The 20,305-nt window shown below is 64.6% G+C and carries 24 protein-coding genes; 10 read left to right on the top strand and 14 right to left on the bottom strand.

Annotation, left to right across the window (positions count from 1 at the left end):
- Positions 1-89: 89 nt before the first annotated feature.
- Entirely contained in the window at positions 90-593 is a 504-nt protein-coding gene (locus FNV92_RS27775; RefSeq protein ID WP_143843727.1) for a DUF1993 domain-containing protein, read from the bottom strand.
- 110 nt (positions 594-703) lie between these two features.
- Positions 704-2,020: a lytic murein transglycosylase gene (locus FNV92_RS27770; RefSeq protein WP_143843728.1), complete on the bottom strand. Its 1,317-nt coding sequence runs from the start codon at positions 2,018-2,020 to the stop codon at positions 704-706.
- Positions 2,021-2,195: 175 nt separating this feature from the next.
- Here FNV92_RS27770 and htpX point away from each other — a divergent pair, with 175 nt between their 5' ends.
- Together htpX and FNV92_RS27760 are read left to right on the top strand one after the other, a co-directional pair.
- Entirely contained in the window at positions 2,196-3,140 is a 945-nt protein-coding gene (gene htpX / locus FNV92_RS27765) for a zinc metalloprotease HtpX (RefSeq protein ID WP_143843729.1), read from the top strand.
- Positions 3,141-3,275: 135 nt separating this feature from the next.
- A complete protein-coding gene (locus tag FNV92_RS27760; protein ID WP_143843730.1) occupies positions 3,276-3,917 on the top strand; it encodes a tetratricopeptide repeat protein in 642 nt (213 codons plus the stop codon).
- A gap of 65 nt (positions 3,918-3,982) precedes the next feature.
- Here the strand turns inward: FNV92_RS27760 and FNV92_RS27755 are convergent, their stop codons facing one another.
- The 6 genes from FNV92_RS27755 to FNV92_RS27730 all read right to left on the bottom strand — a co-directional run bounded on the left by FNV92_RS27755 (position 3,983) and on the right by FNV92_RS27730 (position 8,149).
- On the bottom strand, positions 3,983-4,333 hold the full coding sequence (locus FNV92_RS27755) for a hypothetical protein (RefSeq protein WP_143843731.1): 351 nt from the start codon (positions 4,331-4,333) through the stop codon (positions 3,983-3,985).
- Between the two features lie 162 nt (positions 4,334-4,495).
- Positions 4,496-4,732 carry a hypothetical protein gene (locus FNV92_RS27750; protein WP_143843732.1) on the bottom strand — a complete coding sequence of 79 codons (237 nt, stop codon included), beginning with the start codon at positions 4,730-4,732 and terminating at the stop codon, positions 4,496-4,498.
- Positions 4,733-4,930: 198 nt separating this feature from the next.
- Positions 4,931-5,731 carry a zinc-dependent peptidase gene (locus FNV92_RS27745; protein ID WP_143843733.1) on the bottom strand — a complete coding sequence of 267 codons (801 nt, stop codon included), beginning with the start codon at positions 5,729-5,731 and terminating at the stop codon, positions 4,931-4,933.
- A gap of 164 nt (positions 5,732-5,895) precedes the next feature.
- Complete coding sequence (locus FNV92_RS27740) at positions 5,896-6,357, bottom strand: hypothetical protein (RefSeq protein ID WP_186355475.1); 462 nt, start codon at positions 6,355-6,357, stop codon at positions 5,896-5,898.
- Between the two features lie 12 nt (positions 6,358-6,369).
- Positions 6,370-6,588 carry a hypothetical protein gene (locus FNV92_RS27735; protein WP_041749017.1) on the bottom strand — a complete coding sequence of 73 codons (219 nt, stop codon included), beginning with the start codon at positions 6,586-6,588 and terminating at the stop codon, positions 6,370-6,372.
- Positions 6,589-6,703: 115 nt separating this feature from the next.
- Positions 6,704-8,149, bottom strand: coding sequence for a helix-turn-helix domain-containing protein (locus FNV92_RS27730; RefSeq protein ID WP_015688021.1), 1,446 nt, complete (start codon positions 8,147-8,149; stop codon positions 6,704-6,706).
- A 233-nt stretch (positions 8,150-8,382) separates the two neighbouring features.
- Here FNV92_RS27730 and FNV92_RS27725 point away from each other — a divergent pair, with 233 nt between their 5' ends.
- The 3 genes from FNV92_RS27725 to FNV92_RS27715 all read left to right on the top strand — a co-directional run bounded on the left by FNV92_RS27725 (position 8,383) and on the right by FNV92_RS27715 (position 10,996).
- On the top strand, positions 8,383-10,017 hold the full coding sequence (locus tag FNV92_RS27725) for an isocitrate lyase (protein WP_143843734.1): 1,635 nt from the start codon (positions 8,383-8,385) through the stop codon (positions 10,015-10,017).
- Positions 10,018-10,047: 30 nt separating this feature from the next.
- Complete coding sequence (locus tag FNV92_RS27720) at positions 10,048-10,257, top strand: DUF4170 domain-containing protein (protein ID WP_015688019.1); 210 nt, start codon at positions 10,048-10,050, stop codon at positions 10,255-10,257.
- A 184-nt stretch (positions 10,258-10,441) separates the two neighbouring features.
- Complete coding sequence (locus tag FNV92_RS27715) at positions 10,442-10,996, top strand: hypothetical protein (protein ID WP_143843735.1); 555 nt, start codon at positions 10,442-10,444, stop codon at positions 10,994-10,996.
- A 103-nt stretch (positions 10,997-11,099) separates the two neighbouring features.
- Here FNV92_RS27715 and FNV92_RS27710 read toward each other — a convergent pair whose 3' ends face one another.
- The gene (locus tag FNV92_RS27710) at positions 11,100-11,981 is read right to left on the bottom strand and encodes a metallophosphoesterase family protein (protein WP_143843736.1); all 882 of its coding nucleotides are present in this window, start codon (positions 11,979-11,981) and stop codon (positions 11,100-11,102) included.
- A gap of 128 nt (positions 11,982-12,109) precedes the next feature.
- Between FNV92_RS27710 and FNV92_RS27705 the strand changes: the two genes are divergently transcribed.
- On the top strand, positions 12,110-12,601 hold the full coding sequence (locus tag FNV92_RS27705) for an NUDIX domain-containing protein (RefSeq protein ID WP_143843737.1): 492 nt from the start codon (positions 12,110-12,112) through the stop codon (positions 12,599-12,601).
- Between the two features lie 4 nt (positions 12,602-12,605).
- Here FNV92_RS27705 and FNV92_RS27700 read toward each other — a convergent pair whose 3' ends face one another.
- Both FNV92_RS27700 and FNV92_RS27695 read right to left on the bottom strand, forming a co-directional pair.
- On the bottom strand, positions 12,606-12,983 hold the full coding sequence (locus FNV92_RS27700) for a DUF2304 domain-containing protein (protein WP_143843738.1): 378 nt from the start codon (positions 12,981-12,983) through the stop codon (positions 12,606-12,608).
- A gap of 64 nt (positions 12,984-13,047) precedes the next feature.
- Entirely contained in the window at positions 13,048-13,746 is a 699-nt protein-coding gene (locus FNV92_RS27695) for a glycosyltransferase family 2 protein (RefSeq protein WP_244623623.1), read from the bottom strand.
- Between the two features lie 174 nt (positions 13,747-13,920).
- Between FNV92_RS27695 and FNV92_RS27690 the strand changes: the two genes are divergently transcribed.
- From FNV92_RS27690 to FNV92_RS27680, 3 genes are read left to right on the top strand one after another with little or no spacing between them, the layout of a single operon-like run.
- The gene (locus FNV92_RS27690; RefSeq protein ID WP_244623624.1) at positions 13,921-15,093 is read left to right on the top strand and encodes a hypothetical protein; all 1,173 of its coding nucleotides are present in this window, start codon (positions 13,921-13,923) and stop codon (positions 15,091-15,093) included.
- Positions 15,090-15,608 carry a GNAT family N-acetyltransferase gene (locus tag FNV92_RS27685; RefSeq protein ID WP_015688012.1) on the top strand — a complete coding sequence of 173 codons (519 nt, stop codon included), beginning with the start codon at positions 15,090-15,092 and terminating at the stop codon, positions 15,606-15,608. The genes FNV92_RS27690 and FNV92_RS27685 overlap by 4 nt, the downstream gene beginning before the upstream one ends.
- A gap of 50 nt (positions 15,609-15,658) precedes the next feature.
- On the top strand, positions 15,659-16,141 hold the full coding sequence (locus FNV92_RS27680) for a GNAT family N-acetyltransferase (RefSeq protein ID WP_143843740.1): 483 nt from the start codon (positions 15,659-15,661) through the stop codon (positions 16,139-16,141).
- Between the two features lie 74 nt (positions 16,142-16,215).
- Here the strand turns inward: FNV92_RS27680 and FNV92_RS27675 are convergent, their stop codons facing one another.
- A complete protein-coding gene (locus tag FNV92_RS27675; protein WP_143843741.1) occupies positions 16,216-17,862 on the bottom strand; it encodes an ABC transporter substrate-binding protein in 1,647 nt (548 codons plus the stop codon).
- A gap of 78 nt (positions 17,863-17,940) precedes the next feature.
- Entirely contained in the window at positions 17,941-18,378 is a 438-nt protein-coding gene (locus FNV92_RS27670) for a DUF3830 family protein (protein ID WP_143843742.1), read from the bottom strand.
- Between the two features lie 257 nt (positions 18,379-18,635).
- On the opposite strand from FNV92_RS27670, the gene FNV92_RS27665 reads away from it, so the two are divergent.
- Positions 18,636-19,556 carry a LysR family transcriptional regulator gene (locus tag FNV92_RS27665; protein ID WP_143843743.1) on the top strand — a complete coding sequence of 307 codons (921 nt, stop codon included), beginning with the start codon at positions 18,636-18,638 and terminating at the stop codon, positions 19,554-19,556.
- Here the strand turns inward: FNV92_RS27665 and FNV92_RS27660 are convergent, their stop codons facing one another.
- Positions 19,557-20,300 carry an SDR family NAD(P)-dependent oxidoreductase gene (locus FNV92_RS27660; protein ID WP_015688007.1) on the bottom strand — a complete coding sequence of 248 codons (744 nt, stop codon included), beginning with the start codon at positions 20,298-20,300 and terminating at the stop codon, positions 19,557-19,559.
- Between the last annotated feature and the right edge of the window lie 5 nt (positions 20,301-20,305).

Genomic DNA, 20,305 nt, shown 5'->3' with positions numbered 1-20,305 from the left:
CTACGCGGGGGCGACCGCGTAGCATGATTCATGTGCAATTCCGGCCACGGCAGCGGAATCCTGCTGCCGCGGCCGCGCGATGGCGCAAATCAGTTCAGGCCCATGAAATCCCGCTTGCCGATCTCCACGCCGTTGTGGCGCAAAATTCCGTGGGCGGTCGCGCAGTGGAAATAGAAGTTCGGCAGCGAGAACGCGCTCAGGAACTGCTGGCCCTTCAGGGTCGTGGTCTTGTCGGGTCCGCTCGGGAAGGTGACGTCCTTGCTCTCAGCCCCCTCGAACTGCTCCGGCTTGAACGACTTCACGTAGTCGATGGTCTTGGCGAGCCGCTGCTTCAGCTCCTCAAACGTCTTTTCGGTGTCGGGCGTGGTGGGCACGTCGCTGTGGGTTAGCCGGGCACAGCCCTTGGCGGCGAAATCGCTGACCAGCTGGATCTGCTTCGACAGCGGCAGCATGTCCGGGAAGAGGCGGGAGCCAAGCAGGACGCTCGGGTCGACCTTCTTCGCCGCGCAATGCGCCTCAGCCTTGGTGAGGAGGCCGGTAAGGCTGTTCAGCATTTGCAGATACGCGGGGACGACGGCGTCGTAGAAGGACATGTGATGCTCGCTTCAATGAGGGGAAAAATCAGGAGAAAACCTGAGCCACTCACATGGGAACGTCATGGAAAAATACAATCGCGGACAGCGGCCTGTGCAGCGCGAAAAATCTACCGGACCATCCCCGCCGGCTGCGCCTGCGCCGTGCCGCCGCGCATCTTCGCCAGCAGCTCGGCGGTCGGCCAGGAATCCGCGGGCAGGCCGTATTTGATCTGCATCGCCTTCACCGCTGCGCGGCTCTGCTGGCCGAGCACGCCGTCGACCTTGCCCACATTGAAGCCGGCCTGGACCAGAAGCTGCTGCAATTGCTTGAGCTCGTTGAACGGCAGTTGCGCGACCGGCGTTGCCGGCTTGCGCATCGGGGCGGCGCCCGCGATGCGGGTGGCGAGATAGCCCGCGGTGGTCGAATAGATCAGCGAGTTATTCCATTCGGTGTAGGCCGCGAAATTCGGGTAGGCCATGAAGGCCGGCCCGAAGCGTCCCATCGGCAGCAATACCGAGCCTGCGAGATTGTCGCTCGGCAGCGGCCGTCCGTCGGGATAGGTGACGCCAAGCTGCGCCCATTTCGAGCGCGGCTGCTGCACGGTGAGATCGGTCTGATCCCACGGCAGGCTCGAGGGCACCTTGATCTCTTCCAGCCACGGCTCGCCGCGCCGCCACTTCAGTCCGTTGGCGATGTAGTTCGCGGTCGAGCCGATCACGTCGTCCTCGCTGCGGAGCAGGTCGCGCCGCCCGTCGCCGTCATAGTCGACGGCATAGTTGACGTAATGGACCGGCAAAAACTGCGTCTGGCCGAGCTCACCGGCCCAGGAGCCGATCATCTCGTCCGGATGCAAATCGCCGCGGTCGATGATCTTCAGCGCGGCGATGGTCTCGCCCACGAACATCTCCGAGCGCCGGCAATCATAGGCCAGCGACACCAGCGATTTCAGTGTCGGCAGATTGCCCATGTTGACGCCGAAATCGCTTTCGAGGCCCCAGAACGCCGCGATCACCGCCGGCGGCACGCCAAATTCCTTTTCCGCGCGCGCGAACGCGGCTGCATGTTGCTTGATGTGCTGCTGGCCGTTCTGCATGCGATAGGGCGCGGCCATGCGGCCGGCGAATTCGGTGAAGAGCTGGCCGAACACGCGCTGGCCGCGGTCGCGGTTGACGATGCCCTGGTCGTAGACGAGGTAGGGCGAGGCCTCCGCGATCGTCCGCTGCGACACGCCGGCGGCAACGGCCTGCTGTTTCACATCGGCCAGGAAGCGATCGAAGCTCGCGCCATTGTGGCACGAGGCCGCGCGCGGCGAGGGGGCGGTGGCTTTGGGGGCCGTGGTTTTGGGAACGGCGGGCTTGGCGGGCGGCGGCGCGAGCTGGGCGGAGGCGGGAACGGCGAGCGTGAGCAGAGCGGCGGCCGCGATCGCAAATCGGGTCTGGAGCATGAGGTTTCCGGGGGGAGGGAGACGCTTGGATTCTTGACGAAGTTTAATGGAATGATCGGGCGCAAACCAGTGCCGCGGCTCCGCGACGCACCCTGAAACCTTGCGCCAGGGCCGGGGTCATCCCTACCTCAAGTGCGCTGGCCGAGGCTCGCCCGCGGCCGCCCAGGAGACGGCCATGAACTATCTTCGTACCGCAATGCTGCTCGCAGGCCTCACCGCCCTGTTCATGGGCGTGGGCTATCTGATCGGCGGCGCCTCAGGCGCCATGATCGCGCTCGTCATTGCCGCCGCGACCAATCTCTTCACCTACTGGAATTCCGACCGCATGGTGCTCTCGATGTATGGCGCCCATGAGGTCGACCGTAACAGCGCGCCCGAGCTGGTCGGTCTCGTCGCCGAGCTTGCGGGCCGCGCGGGGCTGCCGATGCCGCGCGTGTTCCTGATGGACGAGGCACAGCCCAACGCGTTCGCGACCGGCCGCAATCCCGAGAACGCGGCCGTCGCCGTCACCACCGGCCTGATGCGGCAGCTCAGCCGTGAGGAGCTTGCCGGCGTGATCGCGCATGAGCTTGCCCACGTCAAGAACCACGACACGCTGCTGATGACGATCACCGCCACCATCGCTGGTGCGATCTCGATGCTGGCGCAGTTCGGCATGTTCTTCGGCGGCCACCGCGACAACAACAACGGTCCGGGAATCGTCGGCTCGATCCTGATGATGATCCTCGCTCCGCTCGGGGCCATGCTGGTGCAGATGGCGATCAGCCGCACGCGCGAATATGCAGCCGACGATCTCGGCGCGCGCATCGTGGGACAGCCGATGTGGCTGGCCTCGGCGCTGGTCAAGATCGAAGGTGCCGCGCATCAGGTGCCGAACTATGATGCCGAACGAAATCCTGCGACCGCGCATATGTTCATCATCAATCCGCTGTCGGGCCATGGCGTGGACAATCTGTTCGCCACACATCCTTTGACGCAGAACCGCGTCGCGGCGCTCCGGCAACTCGCGGGCGAGCTTGGCGCGCGGGCCGCGCCGTCGGTCGGCGCCAACGAAAACTATCCGCCGCGGGGCCCGTGGGGCCGCTCGTCGCGCGGTCCTGCTCGTGGTCCCTGGGGTTGAGGGAACAGGCCGGAAATTGGGTCCCGCTTTGTGACTTGGCGCACACAGAATCGCCCGCAGCGGTGGTAACAGCGCGAGGAGATTGTTTCTTCGAAAGGGGATGCGTGGCCGGCCCAATGCCGGTCGCCGTCGAAGATGACCAAAGCCGCGGTACCATTGCTGATCGTCCTGGGCGTGCTCGTCGGCCTGTCCACGCATACCGTCGTCAATTGCGGGGACGAGGACGAGCCCGACATCTGCTCGGCCGTGATCGGCTTCTCGCCGCTGCGCGGCTCGCTGATCGCTTTCGCCTATGAGGGACGCGGCCGGATCGCGCTCCGCCACGGCGACTGGCGGCGGGCGATCGCGGATTTCGACGAGGCCATCCACCTCAATCCCAACCGCGCCACGCTCTATCGCGACCGGGCGCTGGCGCGCCGGCAGAACGGCGACCTCGCGCTTGCCATCGAGGATTACGATGAGGCGATTGCGCACAATCCAAAGCTCGCAGCGCCCTATCACGAGCGCGGTCTGGCGCTTGCTGGCAGCGGCGATCTCGATCGCGCGATCCTGAGCTACAACACGGCGATCCGCCTCGATCCGTCGGTTGCCCAGCCCCGCCTCGACCGGGGTCTTGCCTTCCTCGCCCGCGGCCAGGCTGATGATGCCCGCGCCGATTTCGAAGCCGCGCTTGCGCTGCCGGCCGGCAAAGACGCCCGCACCCACGATGCGGCGCGCGCCAAACTCGCCGAACTCGCGAGCGCCGAGCCGACCCAGGGGGCCGCGCCCCGTCGGTGATGATATCTAGAGCTGCATGCGCCGCTGCAACCCTCTCCCACAAGGGAGAAGGAAGAACCTCGCGCCTACTTCGCTTTCTTGGCCTTGGCCTTCTTCGCCTTGGCAGCCTTCTCAGGCTTTTCCTTCGCCTTCTTTTCCGCCTTCACTGCGATCGGCGTGCTGGCGGCGAGGCGCATTGCGCGGGCGTAGCTGTCGGCGACGTTGTCGGCGGACATCTGCAGGCGTTTTGCCGCGGCGGTAGCTTGCTCCATGCTGGCCTTGGCCAGCATCTTGAAGCGCTCGCCCGTCTCCTTGCCCTTGGCCTTGGCCGCGAGGCCGTTGAAGCGATCCCGACGCTCCTTGGCGCGGGTCATCAGGCCCGTATGCAGCTGTCTGGCCAGTTGCCGGATCACGACATCCAGGTCGGCGTCCGCCATGTTCTTCTATCCTCTTGAAACAGTCCTACCAAATCGGCGCGCGGGACTATGCAGATCGGGCCCCGGCTTGGCAATTCCCCGGCGTGGGGTGATCAACATCTCCCGTATCCAAAACGAAAAGGCCGCGCTGTTCGCGCGGCCCCGGTGTCGTCGGCGCCCGGCTCAGTACTGGCCGCCGGGGCGTCCCGGGAAATATTGCCGGTTGCAGAACCTGCGGCCCTGGTCATACGCAGCCCCATCGCCGTGGGCGCGGATGCTGAAATACTGGAGGCAGCGCATGTAGTTTTGGTTGCTGAGAAAGTCGAGGTTGCCGGCGGAGGCCGGCGAGACGCTCGCGGTGCCGGCGAGAAGCGTGGTGGCGAGAAGAGCGGCGGAGGCGAAGAGCGCGATCTTTGTCATGGTCGTTGACTTTCGATTTGTGGCTGCCCGATGCAGTCCCCATGACGCGAACGATGCCTGATCCTCCATGGCGCGGCTGTGCGTGACGTCACATTGCGTCATCGAGGCCTGTCGCAGGGGGATATCCTCGACAAAAACGTCAGGGCCGCGCTGTTGGCGCGGCCCTTGGTCCTGTCTGGCCTGGAAACGGTAGGCCTTTTATTTCAGCGAGGCGACCGGGCCGTTGGACGCCGCCGGCTCGGGGTCGAAGCCGAACACGCCGACCAGATATTTGTAATAGTCCGGCATCTTCTCCTTGAGCGCCTCGCGCGACTTCGGGTCGTGGAATTCGCTTTTTCCCGCCAGGAAAATGCTGGAGGTCACGGCAAAGAATTCCATGGGATTCTTCATCGCATAGGAGTCCTTGGGCAGCTGGTCCTTGGACTTGGCCAGGGCGTAATAGCCGATCACGCCCTTGTTGGCGTAGCCGTCCGGCAGCAGCCGCGCGTGAAAGGCGTGCAGCATCTCGTGCAGCAGCACGGCTTCCTTCTCGTAGCGCATCATGTCCGGGCGCAGCATGATCACGCCGAGGCCCGAATCGACCGCGAGGTCGACGGCATTGGGATTGCTCCAGCGCTGCTTGGCGGGGTCCCAGACCGTCAGCGTCCGCGGCGCGGTGCGCTGGATATCCGGTGTGACCCGGCCGTAGCACGCCGTCGCGGCGCCTTCGTCGAGGCAGGCGAGCTCGCTCGCCACGATCGGAACGGTATGGAAGAAGCGCAGCACGCGCGGCGAGAGGCCGGCGCCTTCGACGACGTCGATCTGGCTCTTCAGATTGTCCATGAGCTTGTCGACGTCCTTGCGGTCACGGTTCTCGGACACGTCGAACATGTAGCCGCGGTAGCTCTGGAAGCCCGGCGGCAGCGGCTGCGCTGCGTCGGCATCGAGCGATCCGGCACTGGATGGACTGGTGAAGAGCGCGCCGACGATGGTTGCGGTCAGCAGCAACGCAATGCGCATGATGGACCCCCTGGTGTCACTTCGCCCGGCAGGATAGGCCGCCGTTGTTTGCGAAAAGTGAGTGGGGCGAGACTATGGGAGCGATGTTGAAGCGTGCTTAATCCTGGGTTGCAGATCGCGTGGGCGGATTAGCGCTGGGTTAACCAAACAGAGCCGCGAGGGCGTCAGCTGCCGCCAAGGCTGTGGCTGACCCTGGTCACGACGGGGTCCCACTGGCGCTTCTCGGCTGCGGGATAATTGATCAGCACGCAGTGGACGTAGCGGACCGAAAAGTTGCAGCGGTCGTACCAGATGGTGTCGCGCTTGACGCTCGACACGACGAAGAAGTGCGGCGTGATCCGCTTGTAGACGATGCCGGACGGTGGATTCTTCCGGGCCAGGAAGGCGGCGGGAGATTCGCCCGTCCTGGGCACCGCTTGCACGGTCAGATCGGCTCTGCCGTCAGCCGAGCGAAACCGCTGCCCGTGGCCGTCCGGCTTGCCGGCGTCCTCCGTGAAGATCGAGGCGGGGATGTCCACCGTGGTGCCGGTTTCAGGAATGCGATAGGCGGCCCAGCTCTCCGCGTGAGCAACCGCAGAGCCGCAAAGCGCCAGAACGGCTGCTGCAACGCCCGCCTCAACTCTCATGGGTTCACCTCGTCATGTTCCCGGCGTAAGGCTGAGCTCCATCAGCGCAATCCGCTGCAAGACCGCAACGTTGCGCTCGCCCGTGCTGGCCGTGCGGAGAATGGATTGGGCAATGGTGTCGACGTGCCCCGAATGCACCGGCTCCGGCAGGGTGGCGACCGCAGCGCCAAGGGCGGCCGTCATGGCCTCGATCACGTCGGGTGCGAAAGCCGCATTTGAAAAGTTCTTCATGTCGCCGACCGGCGTCAAATAAGCCGCGCCGCCCTTCTACAGCGATAACGTGGGGGAAAAACGGAAGTTCCTTCATCTGCGAGGGCCGTTATGGTGACGGCGCCAATGGCAACCCTCAGAGCTCCCGTGCATTCGAGAACGCAAACGAACTCACCCGCCGTGTCGTCTCGTCCAGGATCAGCGTACGCGTGATCGGCGGCTCGGCGCGCTGGGCGCAGTTTTCGCGCTCGCAGAGGCGGCAGTTGACGCCGATCGGCGTGCCTTCGGTCTTCTCGAGGTCCATTCCGGCGGCATAGACGAGGCGGGAGGCGTGGCGGATTTCGCAGCCGAGGCCGATGGCGAAGCGCGGCTGCGGCAGCGGATGCGGTGCCACCGGCCGGCGCACCATCTGCGCGATCGAGAAATAGCGCGTGCCGTCGGGCAGCTCGATCACCTGCTTGAGCAGGCGATCCGGCGTGTCGAAGGTCGAGTGCACGTTCCACAGCGGGCAGGTGCCGCCGAATTTCGAGAACGGGAACGTGCCGGAGGAAAACCGCTTCGAGACGTTGCCGGCGTTGTCGACGCGCAGCAGGAAGAACGGAATCCCGCGCGCGTTCGGCCGTTGCAGCGTGGTGAGGCGATGGCAGACCTGCTCGAAGCCGGAATTGAAGCGCTGCGCCAGCAGATGGATGTCGTAGTTCAAGGCCTCGGCGGCGGCCAGGAACGCCGGATAGGGCATCATCACGGAAGCCGCGAAATAGTTGGCGAGCGTGATGCGGAACAGCCGGCGCGGCGCGTCGTCCAGCGGGCCGGCGCGGCCGATGATGGTCTCCAGGGCCTGCGCGCATTCCCCCAAGCCCAGCTGGAAGGCGAGCTGGAATGCGCGGCCGGGCGGGTCGACCAGTTCCGAGATCAGCAACTGGCGGCGGTGACGGTCGAAACGCCGCAGCGTTTCGCGCATCACGTCGACGGGCATGATGCGGGTCTGGATCGAGTGCTTTTCGCGCAGCCGCGCGGCGAGCGCGGCATAGAGCCCTTCGGCCGGCACGTTCAGCTCGTCGCGCAAGGTTTCGGCGGCCTGTTCGAGCTCCGGAAAATAGTTGCGGTTGGCCTCGATCAGCTCGCGCACGCGCTCGACCGGATTGGCCTCGTAGCGCGTGCCGACATCGCGGTCGGCCATCTGCGCTGCGGCCAGCGTCTCGCCCTGGCGGGCCTCGGTGTAGGCCGCGTAGAGCCGTTGCAGCGCGTGAGTCACGCCCGGGCATAGCTCGGCGAGGTCGCGCAGCTCCTGCTTGGGCACGTCGATCTGGCGGAACAGCGGATCGGAAAAGATCTCGTTCAGCTCGGCGAAGAAGCGGTCCTCGTCCGCGGTGGCGAGGTCGCGCAGGTCGAGGTCGTAGGTCTCGGCCAGCCGCAGCAGGATCTGTGCGGTCACCGGACGCTGGTTGCGCTCGATCAGGTTGACATAGCTCGGCGAGATTCCGAGGCCCTCGGCCATCTGGGTCTGCGACAGCCCCAATTGCTGCCGGATCCTCCGGAAGCGCGGGCCGACGAACAGTTTCTTCCCGGGCTCGGCGGGCATCTTCAGGGCTCCAGAGTCGCGAAGGACAGTATTGCTGTCCTATCTTGTTACAAGATTTACAAAATAACATCTATTACATGTTCCGATGTTACATGACATCACCATTCAAATACAAGCCCTCTATACGAACTTCCCTTTCTCGCGTTTAGCTCAGGACACGCATTTCGCAATGCACTGTCAAAAATGTCGATGACAAGGCCAAGCGCTTTGTCATCAGCGAAAGGATCGAGCACATGAACTACCAGCCCCGTGGCATCAACGCCCTGCAGCGCCCGGCCTCGTATCAGAGCGAGATCGAGGCCGCCCAGGCGCTCCTCGAAACCAAGCCGACCTGGAACGGGGTGAAGGCCGAGGCCGTCGCGCGCATGCGCCTGCAGAACCGCTTCAAGACTGGCCTCGACATCGCCCGCTACACCGCGGCGCTCATGCGGGCCGACATGGCGGCCTATGATGCCGATCCGACCAAGTACACCCAGTCGCTGGGTTGCTGGCACGGCTTCATCGCGCAGCAGAAGCTGATCTCGATCAAGAAGCACTTCGGCGGCAAGACCGATCGCCGCTACCTCTATCTCTCCGGCTGGATGATCGCGGCGCTGCGCTCCGAGTTCGGACCGCTGCCCGACCAGTCGATGCACGAGAAGACCTCGGTGCCGGCGCTGATCGAAGAACTCTACACCTTCCTGCGTCAGGCCGACTCGCGCGAGCTCAACGACATCTTCCGCAACCTCGACAAGGCGCGCAAGGAAGGCGACAAGACCCGCGAGAAGGAGCTGATCGAGAAGATCGACAACTTCCAGACCCATGTCGTCCCCGTCATCGCCGACATCGACGCGGGCTTCGGTAACGCCGAGGCGACCTATCTGCTCGCCAAGAAGATGATCGAGGCGGGCGCCTGCGCGCTGCAGATTGAGAACCAGGTCTCTGACGAGAAGCAGTGCGGCCACCAGGACGGCAAGGTCACCGTGCCGCACGAGGTGTTCCTGGCCAAGATCCGGGCCTGCCGCCATGCGTTCCTCGAGCTGGGCGTCGAAGACGGCGTCGTCGTGACCCGCACCGACTCACTAGGCGCCGGCCTCACGCAGCAGATCGCCGTCAGCCACAAGCCGGGCGATATCGGCGATCAGTACAACAGCTTCCTCGATTGCGAGGAAGTGACGCCGGAGAACGCCCGCAACGGCGACGTCATCATCAATCGCAACGGCAAGATGCTGCGTCCGAAGCGCCTGCCCAGTAATCTCTACCAGTTCCGCGCCGGAACGGGCGAAGATCGCTGCGTGCTCGACAGCATCACCTCGCTGCAGAACGGTGCGGACCTGCTCTGGATCGAAACCGAGAAGCCGCATATCGAGCAGATCGCCAAGATGGTCGATCGGATCCGCAAGGTGGTTCCGAACGCCAAGCTCGCCTACAACAACTCGCCGTCGTTCAACTGGACCCTCAACTTCCGTTGGCAGGTCTACGACGCGATGAAGGAAGCGGGCAAGGACGTCAGCAAGTACAACCGGGCCGAGCTGATGAAGCCGGAATACGACGATACGCCGCTGGCCATCGAAGCCGACGAGCGCATCCGCACCTTCCAGGCCGATTCCGCCAAGCGTGCCGGCATCTTCCACCACCTGATCACGTTGCCGACCTATCACACGGCAGCGCTCTCGACCGACAATCTCGCACGCGAGTATTTCGGCGAGCAGGGCATGCTGGGCTACGTCAAGAACGTCCAGCGCGCGGAAATCCGCCAGGGCATCGCCTGCGCCAAGCATCAGAACATGGCCGGCTCCGACATCGGCGACGACCACAAGGAATACTTCGCCGGCGAGGCTGCCCTGAAGGCGGGCGGCGCTCACAACACGATGAACCAGTTCGGCTAACGCATCACGCTACCAAACAGGAGACTGACAATGACCAAAGGCAGCAATTTCTGGGTGATCGGCGGCGAGTTCGGTTCGATGAATTTCCACAAGCTCGTGGAAGGCTCGGCCCAGGTGCAGGGTCCGTTCAAGACCCGCACGGAGGCCGAGGACGCCTGGCGCACCGTCTCGGAAGAGAACCGCCACAAGGCCGGCGTCCGCTTCTCGATCGTGGAAGAGCCGGCGCGCGTCTCGGCCTGACGGTCTCAATTCAAGAAGACGTCCAAGGACGGATGGTCCCATCCAGGCTCTGCCTGGGTGGGATCGTCTGTTTTTGGCACAGGTGAGCCGGCTGCGGCGCCGTAAGTCTCTGGAATTGTGAGGCCTTTGCGGAGGGATTGGTTGCTGATAGGTTAACGGAGGATAGTCGAGGACGAGGCCGACAATGTCAGAGCCCGAGACCAGCGGGACCCATCCCAGCCAGCCGCGCCCGGTGCGGCTGCGCGACGCGCTGCTGCGCGCACGGATCGAGGCTGCGGACCGGACCGGCGTGGTCGTCGATCTGCGCGACGCCGAGGTGGCGCGGCTCGAGATCCTCAACGACGCGCTCGATCCCCTGTTCGCCCAGGTGCCTGATAAGATCGACCTGTTCGACCGCGGTGTCAGCCAGGGCGATACGCCGAGGCTCTGGATCGACGTCGTCGCGCACATCCTGATGGGGCGCGACAAGCGGATGTACCGCTTCGTCCAGGACACCCGCTTCGGCCGCATCGTGCTTGCCGAATCGCACGACATTGCGGTGATCGTCGAAGCCGTCACCGACTATGTCGCCCGCCGCATGATCGAACGCGAGCGCGCGCTGGTGGTGCCATCGGAGCCGAAGTTCGAGGCCGCGCCGCCGCCACGCCGCTCGCGAATCTGGCCGTTCGTGTTCGGATTCGTGCTCGGTGCCGCCGCCTTGTTCGGGGTTGCCGTGCTGGCGGCCCTGCGGAGCTGGTGAATTTCTCTGCGCGGTCATTGCGAGGAGCGAAGCGACGAAGCAATCCAGAATCTTCCCGCGGAGGGACTCTGGATTGCTTCGCTTCGCTCGCAATGACGGAAAGCTAAACCAGCCTCGTATGCTTGATCTGCCGGATCTGAAATCCGGACTCCAGACTCCGCACCGTCTGCTCGCAGCGCCAGCCGGCATTGTCCTTCTCGATCGTGAACAGATTATACGCCGCGGCCGGGTAGCCCCCGTGCGCGAGCGCGGAGGCCGACGGCACGCCGACCGCGGGGATTTTGCCGTTGGGGCCCTCGAACCACATCGTCGAATGAATGTGGTCGTGCCCGTGCAGGATCAACTCGACGCCGTGGCGTCTCAACAGTGCCAGCAGATCCGCCGAATCCGTCATCCGCTTCTGGCGCGCGTCCGACTTCAGCGGATGATGCACCAGCAGCACCCGGAAAACATCCTCGGCCGAAAGCCGTTCGAGCACCTGTTCGAGGGCCGCGAGCTGCTCGCGGCCGAGCGTGCCCGTGGCCATCAGCGGCAAGGTCGGCACCGCCGTGGACAGGCTGATCAGCGCCAGCGGCCCGCGCCGGCGCAGACTGGGAAAACCCGTGCTGCCGTCGTCGCCGGCAAGATAGGGAGCAAAGGTCTCGCCGAAGCGATGAAAGGTGGCGCGGACATAGGCGTCGTGATTGCCGGGTATCGTGGTGACCCGGTCGGGCGGGCCGACATCGTCGAGCCAGGCCCGCGCGGGCGCGAACTCCGCCTCGAGCGCCAGATTGACGAGGTCGCCTGTGACGGCGATGTGGTCGGGTGCCTGCGCCTTGACGTCGGCGACGAGTACGTCGAGCACCTCGCGGCGCTGGTACTTGTGGCGGTTGCGGGCCCAGTTGACGTAGCCGAGCGCGCGCTTGCCCGCGAGTTCGATCAGCCGCGGCTTCGGCAAGGGCGGCAGATGCGGGTCGGACAGATGGGCGAGCGTGAAGGGGGCCATGACGCGCGATTGCCTCGCTATTCGTTTGCTGTAATGGCAAGGTCGCGGGCAACGTGCAAGCGGGGTCCGGGCAGGGGCCTGTTGGGAGTTTTCTTGCGAGTTTTATTGCGAAGTCTCTTGGGAGCCTGATGGGGGATCGTCTGAACCGCGTCCGACGGAAATTCGAGCCGCTGCTGCGGCGAATCTTCCACGCCTATTTCCTGCTGGCTCGCGGCATGACGCTCGGCGTTCGCGCCGTGGTGCTGGACGACGAGAACAGGGTGTTCCTGGTCAGGCACAGCTACATCAGCGGCTGGTATCTGCCCGGCGGCGGCGTCGATCTCGGCGAGACCATGGAGCAGGCGATGCGGCGCGAGCTCAAGGAGGAGGGCGATATCGATCTCACCGGGGAGGCTCTGCTGCACGGCATCTTTCTCAACAGCCACGTCTCCCGCCGCGACCATGTCGCGGTCTACGTGGTCAGGCAGTTCACGCAGGATCGTTTGCCCGAACCGAACCACGAGATCGTCGAGTGCGGCTTCTTCGCGATCACGGCGCTGCCGGATGGGACCACGCATGGCACGCGGCAAAGGCTCGCGGAAGTGCTGGATGGCAAGCCGCTGATGGCGACGTGGCGTTGAGCATTCAACCGCCCGGCCGCCCGCTCTCTTTCGCCTTCAGTTCCAGCGCCAGCAGGCTCTGCTCCTGGATCAGCGCGCAGTTCTGCCGCTCCAGCCGGTGCAGCCGCGCCGTCATGTTGTGCATGAAAGCGAACACCACCAGGAACAGCGCGCCGAACATCACGACGAACGGAAACACGACGCCGGTCAGATGGCTGACCAGATAGGCCAGGTTTGGAAACAGCGCGAAGCCCGCCGGTATGATCGCCACCATGGACAGCATCATGAAGTCATAGAGATCGAACTTGCCCTGCAACGTCTTGCGCAGCAGTACCAGCATGTAGATCGACGCGAAGGCGGAGATGATGACGACCGTCTCCGGGCTCGGAAGGGCATTTGTCACGGCTGCCTCCTCGGAAGGTTCGATGGAATGATGGGATTGCAAATCATCGCTGGAAGTCTGGGCGTCATGGCGCTCTCACCAGGCGCGCGAGCAGGATGTAACCGAGGACGCGGATCATGTAACTTGCCGACTTCAATCCGTCGATCGAGCTGACGCCGGCCTTCCGCGCCCGCATCTCGACCGGGACCTCGCTGACGGTCAGCCCCGCGCGCATCGCCCAGGCGAGCGAGATTGGCTCCGGAAAATCAGCAGGATAGGACCTGGCGAAGAAGGCGATGGCCGAGCGGTCGAGCAGCCGCATGCCGCTGGTCGGATCGGTGATGCGGCCGCCAGTGAAGAGCCCGTTGAGCGCAAGCACGATCAGCCTGATGCCGGCGCGGCGCATCGGCGTCGAGCAGAAGCCGGAATGGTCGATGAAGCGGCTTCCGATGGTGATGTTGGTCGGGTGGCTGCGATAGGCATCGAGCAGCGTTTCGATCGCGCGCGGATCATGCTGTCCGTCGCCGTCGATCTGGATGCAGAAATCGAAATCCTGCCGCGCCGCGTATTTGATGCCGGTCTGCACGGCGCCGCCGATGCCGAGATTCTGCGCGAGGCGGGCGACGGGCGAGCGGCAGGTTGCCACCGCGCACGTCGCGTCGGACGAGCCGTCGTCGACGACTAGGGTGTGGTAGCCGCGGCCGATCGCGGCGATCTCGCTGAGGAGACCGCCGATCGAGGCCTCCTCGTTGAAGCAGGGAATGATGAGCAGGATCCGCGGCACGCCGGCCTGCCCTGCGGCGCTTCGGCACGTGTCGCTTGAACCCAAGCTCGGACCCAAACTCATGTCGGCCACGGCCGCTTCACCTCCAAAATCCCCACCTTGCTATACTTGCCGGTGCTTTTCCTGTACAGGCGAACCATTTCCAGGCTAGGCCGGCAGGCCCGGCGAGAGCCCATGAGAGCTGTCAAAGTATTTTTTTCAATTGTGTTTCTGGCAATTCTGGCCAGCAACGTCAGGCTGATCTCGCATTGGAGCGAGAGCCGCGGCGTCTATGACGACATCTGTTATCTCAGGCAAGCGCATCTGTTCCAGCGGTTCGGATGGCAAGGGCTCGACACCAGCCTCGCCCGTGAAACCGACGGCTATCTCGCGGGCAAGTTGCGCAGCATCGATTTTCCGAACTGGCCCGATCCGACGCGCGCGCCTTGCCACACCCAGACCGCCGACGGCAGCAAATGGGTGATGACACCGCCGCCGGGCACGGGCTTCGCGCTGGCGCTTTTCCCGGAGGGATTCCAGGTCATTCCGCTGTATGCGCTGGCGAACATGATCGTCGCCGGTTTTGCGCTGTACGGTCTGTGGCGGGCGCGGGAGCCGGTGTCGTTGACGGCGGCCGCAATGTTGGGCGTGCTGTCGATCTACTTCATGATCAACCCGGCCAAGGCGAGCTATTCGATCGCGCCGACCATGGTCGTGTGCGTGCTGGCGGGCCTGTTCACCGCGAGGCTGTTCGTCGATGACGGCCGGCGCCGCCTGCTCGCGGTCGCGGCCGTCGGCCTTCTGCTCGGCCTGTCCGCGAGCTTCAGGATCGCGAACGTGGTTCTGTCGGCCGGCTATTTCCTGTTCTTCGGGCTGTCGTTCCTGATCTGGCGCAGCCGCGAGGCTTTCGTGTCGGGTCTGACGCTCGGCGTTGCGTTCCTCGTCGGTCTGTTGCCGGTGTTCGCGGCCAACCTTGTCAATTCGGGTAACCCGCTGGTCTCGGCCTATGGCGGCCAGGATACGGCTCCGCGGAGCCTCGATCCTGCCGTGCTGCGGGCCTATCTCGGCGACACGCAATTCCCGTTGATCGTGATCGCCTGTGTCTGGACCGCGCTGTTGTGGCGTTTCGCAGGCCATGCTGGAGTCAGGAAACTCGCGCTGCTGGTCGCCGGCAATCTCGTGCTGAATCTCGGTTTCTTTGCCACGCATCCCGTCTTCACGCCGTATTACATCACTCCCATCCTGATGCTGACGCTCTGGACGCTGCTGTTCACGGTCGTCTTTACCCGCGGCATGTCACAGGGGTCGATCGCGCAAGAGCCCGGTGGACCACGGCCCGCCGAGATGTTATCCCGCCGGTCAACATGACCGATCTCTCGCTCACCATCCATCCCGAAGCCGCCGGCGACGCCCAGGCGATCGAACGGCTGCACGAACGTACCTTCGGCCCCGGCCGCTTCGTGCTCAGCGCCTACCGTATCCGCGAGCATGTCGACCATCTGCTCGAATTGTCCTTCACGGCGCATATCGGCACGCTGCTGGTCGGCTCGGTCAGGCAATTGCCGATCCTGATCGGCGAGACGCCGGCGCTGATGCTCGGGCCGCTCACCGTCGAGCCGCCGTTCCGCAGCCGCGGCGTCGGCCGTCTGTTGCTGGAGCGCGCGCTGAAGGACGCCAGGGAAAAGGGGCACCGCCTCGTGCTGCTGGTCGGCGACGAGCCCTATTACAGCCGCGTCGGCTTCAAGCGGGTCGACAAGGGCCGCATCACCATGCCGGGCCCGGTCGATGCCGCCCGCATCCTGGTGTTCGAGCTGGTCGACGGCGCCTTCGCAGGCGTATCGGGACCGGTCGGACCCGACTGGAGCAAGGCGCGGGCAGGCTAGGTTGGTTCGCTCGACAAGGGCTGCAACACATGCCTTTCGGAGTGTCGACAATGCAGGTGCGTCCCGCTGCTGCCGGTGAGGTCGATCATCTCGCGCTAGTCTGGCACGACGCCTGGCATGAGTCGCATGCGCATCTGGCGCCGCCCGAGCTGGTCCGGCTCCGGACCGTTCCAAGCTTTCGCGACCGGCTCGCGGTCAAGCTTCCCGATGTCTGCGTCGTCGGCCCAGCCGGTGCGCCACTCGGCTTCTGCGCCCTCAAGGGAGACGAACTGAATCAGCTCTTCGTGTCGGCCGAAGCCCGCGGCTCGGGTGTGGCCGCGGCGCTGATCGCCGATGCGGAAGCGCGGCTCGCCGCGCGTGGCGTGGAGCTGGCCTGGCTGGCATGCGCGGTCGGCAACGCGCGGGCCGCGCGATTCTACGAGAAGAGCGGCTGGCGCAATGCCGGCACCTTCATGATGTTCTCGGAGACCTCGAACGGGCCGTTCCCGGTCGAGCAGTGGCGCTTCGAGAAGCGGCTTACACCTTCCGCGTGAGCCTTTCAGTCCGTAGTCCGGATTTCGCTGCACGCCATCCGGGCTACGCGGTTACGACGCGCGCCTGCGTTCTGCTATTCCGGCTTCATGTCCAGTGCCGCCCAGTCGATGTAATAGCCATTGGGCGCCGAGAAGCCGGTGATGCGAGGCGACAGCACTCTTGGTGCGACCTCGTGCACGAAGAAGATGAACATGGCTTCGTCCACGAGCCGTTCATGCACCTTCGAGAGAGCAAGATCGCGCGCCTCGGGCTCGAACGTCGTCCGTGCGGCTCTGGACAGACGATCCAGTTCCGGATCGTTGATGGAGCCCCAATTGTTCGACACCGGGGGCGCCATGCGTGAATCCGCAAAGCGCGCCAGCGCGAAGAACGGATCGATGGTCGCGATCGACACGTTGGTCGTGTTGGCGCCGCGCGCAGAGGCGGCCGTCGGACCTTCACGCCAGTTCGTGAACAGCGTGCCCCATTCGAGAACCTCGATCTTGACGTCGATGTAGCACTTCCGGAACGCTTCCTGGATCAGCTCGTTCATCGGCAGCGGCTGCATCATCGCAGAACCGGAGATCGCCGTGATGACCTTGACGGTTGCGAGCTTGCCGTCCGAATAGCCGGCGTCCTTCATGAGACGGCGGCCTTCGTCGGGATCGTAGCGCAGCTTGAAGGTCGGCTTGCCGAACCAGGGATGTCCGCTGCGCATCATGCCGAGCGCCGGCTCCGCAATGCCGCCGTTCAGCGCGACAAGATCGTTGCGATCGATACAGAGATTGGCCGCCTGCCGCACGCGCTTGTCCTGCCAGGGCGAACCGGGCAGCAGGGATGGCTGCCAGGGCCACACATGAGCGCTTTGGCTGGTCGCGATGTTGAAGCCGCGGGCGCGGATCGACGCCACGGCATCAGGTGCCGGTGCTTCCACGAAATCGACTTGGCCGGCGAGCAGCGCAGCCGTCCGCGACGTGACGTCCGGCAGCGGGATCATGACGATGCGATCGATCTTGGGCACGCGGCTCTTGTCCCAATATTTGTCATTGCGGACGAGCTCGAGCCGTTCCCGCGGCACGAAGCGTGCGAGGGTGAACGCGCCGGTGCCTGACGGATCCTTGGCAAATTGCTCCCAGGCTTTTGCAGAGCGCTGCGCCGGGTCGGTGACCTCAGCCGGCACCGCGGCCAGCTTGGCGCGCCAATGCGCAGGCGAGGCCATGAACAGATTGGCGAGGTTGAGCGGCAGGAAGGAGTCCGGCTCCGAGGTCGTGAATTCGACCGTCGTGTCGTCGATCTTGCGAGCGGATCGCAGCGTCGGCATGCGCGGAACGGTCCAGCCGACCTGGCTCTGGTCGAATTGCTGCGCGGTCTTGTCCAGAACCTTCTGGACGTTCCACACCACGGCGTCGGCGTTGAAGGGAGAACCGTCCTTGAACGTCACGTCGGACCGCAGCTTGAAGGTCCATTTCGTCTTGTCGTCCGGGCTCACCGCCCATTCGGTGGCGAGAACCGGCATGATCTTGGTGCCGGTCTTGTAGTCCCAGGCGGTGAGGGCGTCGTACATCGTGAGGCCGGTCAGGCGGTTGCCCTCGAAGGCCTGGTCCGGCTGGCCATGAGTCTTCGGAATGTCGCTGGCCGTCATTCCGATCCGGAGAGTCTTGCCCTGTGCAAAAGCCGACGTCGACGTGGCAAGCGTGACCGCCATGGCGGCGAGGACGGAAATGGTGCGACGGGAACTCATGTGGCCGACTCCAAATTCTGGTTTCAGAGATCTGCGAAGATGCGCCGGCGCCGCATCACGACGCCGGGCGCCTGACGACTAGTCCTCGACGACGGTGACCGTGCAATCTTCACCGCCCTCGCGCCACGTGCGCAGGCCCACTTCCTCCAGGAACGGCCACTGGCTCTGATTGACGCGGGCGAAAAGGTTGACGCGCGACTCGCCGCGCCAGTCGCGCACCGTCTCGGTCCCGTAGAACCAGCCGATGGCCTCGAAGCCGGTTACGTCGCGATCGGACCACTCGCACGCGTAGATGACGTCCCCGAGCCCCGCGTTGAGGATCTGGTTCTCGCGCGGCGGCTTGTTGGGCACGTCGAGCTTGATGTGGGTCTCCCGCCCCGTCCAACGCGCGTTGTAGGCCTTGACGGTGACGGGGAGGTGGGCGCGCAGCGTCGCCCAGGTCTTGGGAGCCTTGTCGGCCATCACGTTCGCCGTGAAGCTGCCCCCGCGGGCAAAACTGAATAATAGCTTGGGCATTCCCGTTGGCGCTCCCCATACGATCGATGGGAGCCAGTCTCTCGCAATGAACCGTACTCACAAGATCAATCTTACGAATGCATTGTTGCCGCCTGCGCAACGCACATGCCGCGGGCAATTGCTGCCCTGAGGACTTCCAGAGTGCTCGAAATAACTGCAGACATTAGGTTTTTATCGGCTGCGTTCCGGTAGCGGCGATTTTTGGGTTGCCCGCATTGTCGTCTTTCACTGATAATGTTTCCCTGGAGGCAACTCTCTTGCAGCTTGAGTCAACGCTCATCCGCTATTTCCGGGAGGTGTATCGGCTGAAGTCGATACGGCACGCATCGTCCTCCCTGAATGTCGCGCCCTCGGCCGTCAGCAGGCAGATCTCGCGGCTGGAGCAGATGGTCGGTGTGCCGCTGTTCGAGCGGCTGCCGCGCGGCGTGGCCCCGACCGAAGCGGCTGACACGCTGGCGCGCTTCTCCCGCAATTTCCTGCTGGATGTCGAGCGGCTGCGCGGCGAGATCGACTCGCTGCGCGGTCTGCAGCGCGGCCATATTCGCATCATGGCGAACGAGGGACTCGTCGACTATTTGCTGACCCGGACTGTCGTTTCGTTTCACAAGCGGTTTCCGGGCATCACTTACGAGCTCGAGGTCGCCGGCACCTCCGCCATCACGCGCAGCCTGCACGACGGCACCGGCGACATCGGCCTCGTCTTCAATGCGGAGGCCGACGAGCTCCTGAGCTTCGCCGCGCACATTCACGACCCGCTCTGTGCCGTGGTGGCGCCAGGCCATCCGCTTGCGCGGGCGCCGTCGCTCGACCTGTCGGAAGTGGTCGGCCACACCTTGGCCGTACCGGAAAAGACCTTCGGGATTCGCCGGCTGATCGACTCCGCCGTCAGCGCAAGACGGCTGCATTTGTCGCCGACGCTGGAAACCAATTCCATCGCGGCCTTGAAGGGCTTCGCCCGCTACGGCGGCGGCGTCACCTTCCTGCCGACATTGCCGACCCTGCAGGAGCTCGAAAGCTGCGCTCTCGTCAGCATTCCGATTGTCGAGGACTCCTTCCAGCGCGCATCGCACGACGTCTGCGTCATGGCCGGCAGGCGGCTGCCTCTGGCGGTCAGTGCGTTCGTTGACATGCTGAAGGTGGAAGCCGATCGTGCTTCGGCGTCGGATCGACCGCACTAATTACATGTAGGCGCCGCCGTTGATCGCCAGCGTCTGTCCGGTGATGAAGCTTGCTTCGCTTGAGGCCAGGAACAGCGCCGCGCCGTTGACCTCGTCTGTCGTTCCGAACCGGCCGAGCGGCGTCATGGCATTCAGCCTGTCGCGCAACGCGGCCGGCCAGCCGGCGGTCATGTCGGTTTCTATGTCGGCGGGCGCGATGCAATTGACGCGGATGCCATGGGGCGCGAAGCGCCGCGCCAGCGACTTGGTCAGGCCGATCACGGCGGCCTTGGACGAGGCGTAGGCCGGGCTGCCGGCGACTCCGCCATGTTGTCCGGCAATCGACGACACGTTGATGATGCTTCCGCCGCCATTGTCGCGCATCGACCGCGCGGCGTGCTGGGCCACGAAGAACGTGGCGCGCAAATTGACGGCGTGAACGCGATCCCATTCCGCGGGCGTGATCTCCCACTCGTTCAGGATGCTGCCGACGCCCGCGTTGTTGATCACGACGTCGATCCGGCCGAAACGATCGAACACCGCCTGCACGAGGTCCGGGCCGGCATCCGGATGCGCGAGATCGGCAACGATGCCGCAGGTTGCTTCAGGAGCGCCGAACTTCACCAAAGCCTCGGCAATGCCGGCCTCGCTCGTGCCGGAGAAGCCGACTGCCGCCCCTTCTTTCAGGAACGCGCCGACGAGGCCCGCGCCGATCCCGCGCGTGCCGCCGGTGACGAGGACGACCTTTCCGCGAAAACGTTCCATGATCC

Origin of the sequence: Bradyrhizobium cosmicum (assembly GCF_007290395.2) — a bacterium.
Classification (GTDB): Bacteria; Pseudomonadota; Alphaproteobacteria; order Rhizobiales; family Xanthobacteraceae; genus Bradyrhizobium; species Bradyrhizobium cosmicum.
The sequence above is the reverse complement of the archived record's forward strand: the minus strand, read 5'-3'. Positions and strand labels throughout refer to the sequence as shown.

Coding starts and splice junctions, on each gene's coding strand:
- FNV92_RS27680 (WP_143843740.1), top strand. CDS start 15,659: ATGCAGGTGCGTCCCGCTGCTGCCGGTGAGGTCGATCATCTCGCGCTA.
- FNV92_RS27710 (WP_143843736.1), bottom strand. CDS start 11,981: ATGGCCCCCTTCACGCTCGCCCATCTGTCCGACCCGCATCTGCCGCCC.
- FNV92_RS27685 (WP_015688012.1), top strand. CDS start 15,090: ATGACCGATCTCTCGCTCACCATCCATCCCGAAGCCGCCGGCGACGCC.
- FNV92_RS27740 (WP_186355475.1), bottom strand. CDS start 6,357: ATGAGAGTTGAGGCGGGCGTTGCAGCAGCCGTTCTGGCGCTTTGCGGC.
- FNV92_RS27675 (WP_143843741.1), bottom strand. CDS start 17,862: ATGAGTTCCCGTCGCACCATTTCCGTCCTCGCCGCCATGGCGGTCACG.
- FNV92_RS27775 (WP_143843727.1), bottom strand. CDS start 593: ATGTCCTTCTACGACGCCGTCGTCCCCGCGTATCTGCAAATGCTGAAC.
- FNV92_RS27670 (WP_143843742.1), bottom strand. CDS start 18,378: ATGCCCAAGCTATTATTCAGTTTTGCCCGCGGGGGCAGCTTCACGGCG.
- htpX (WP_143843729.1), top strand. CDS start 2,196: ATGAACTATCTTCGTACCGCAATGCTGCTCGCAGGCCTCACCGCCCTG.
- FNV92_RS27690 (WP_244623624.1), top strand. CDS start 13,921: ATGAGAGCTGTCAAAGTATTTTTTTCAATTGTGTTTCTGGCAATTCTG.
- FNV92_RS27760 (WP_143843730.1), top strand. CDS start 3,276: ATGACCAAAGCCGCGGTACCATTGCTGATCGTCCTGGGCGTGCTCGTC.
- FNV92_RS27770 (WP_143843728.1), bottom strand. CDS start 2,020: ATGCTCCAGACCCGATTTGCGATCGCGGCCGCCGCTCTGCTCACGCTC.
- FNV92_RS27730 (WP_015688021.1), bottom strand. CDS start 8,149: ATGCCCGCCGAGCCCGGGAAGAAACTGTTCGTCGGCCCGCGCTTCCGG.
- FNV92_RS27660 (WP_015688007.1), bottom strand. CDS start 20,300: ATGGAACGTTTTCGCGGAAAGGTCGTCCTCGTCACCGGCGGCACGCGC.
- FNV92_RS27725 (WP_143843734.1), top strand. CDS start 8,383: ATGAACTACCAGCCCCGTGGCATCAACGCCCTGCAGCGCCCGGCCTCG.
- FNV92_RS27735 (WP_041749017.1), bottom strand. CDS start 6,588: ATGAAGAACTTTTCAAATGCGGCTTTCGCACCCGACGTGATCGAGGCC.
- FNV92_RS27750 (WP_143843732.1), bottom strand. CDS start 4,732: ATGACAAAGATCGCGCTCTTCGCCTCCGCCGCTCTTCTCGCCACCACG.
- FNV92_RS27745 (WP_143843733.1), bottom strand. CDS start 5,731: ATGCGCATTGCGTTGCTGCTGACCGCAACCATCGTCGGCGCGCTCTTC.
- FNV92_RS27720 (WP_015688019.1), top strand. CDS start 10,048: ATGACCAAAGGCAGCAATTTCTGGGTGATCGGCGGCGAGTTCGGTTCG.
- FNV92_RS27705 (WP_143843737.1), top strand. CDS start 12,110: ATGGGGGATCGTCTGAACCGCGTCCGACGGAAATTCGAGCCGCTGCTG.
- FNV92_RS27715 (WP_143843735.1), top strand. CDS start 10,442: ATGTCAGAGCCCGAGACCAGCGGGACCCATCCCAGCCAGCCGCGCCCG.
- FNV92_RS27755 (WP_143843731.1), bottom strand. CDS start 4,333: ATGGCGGACGCCGACCTGGATGTCGTGATCCGGCAACTGGCCAGACAG.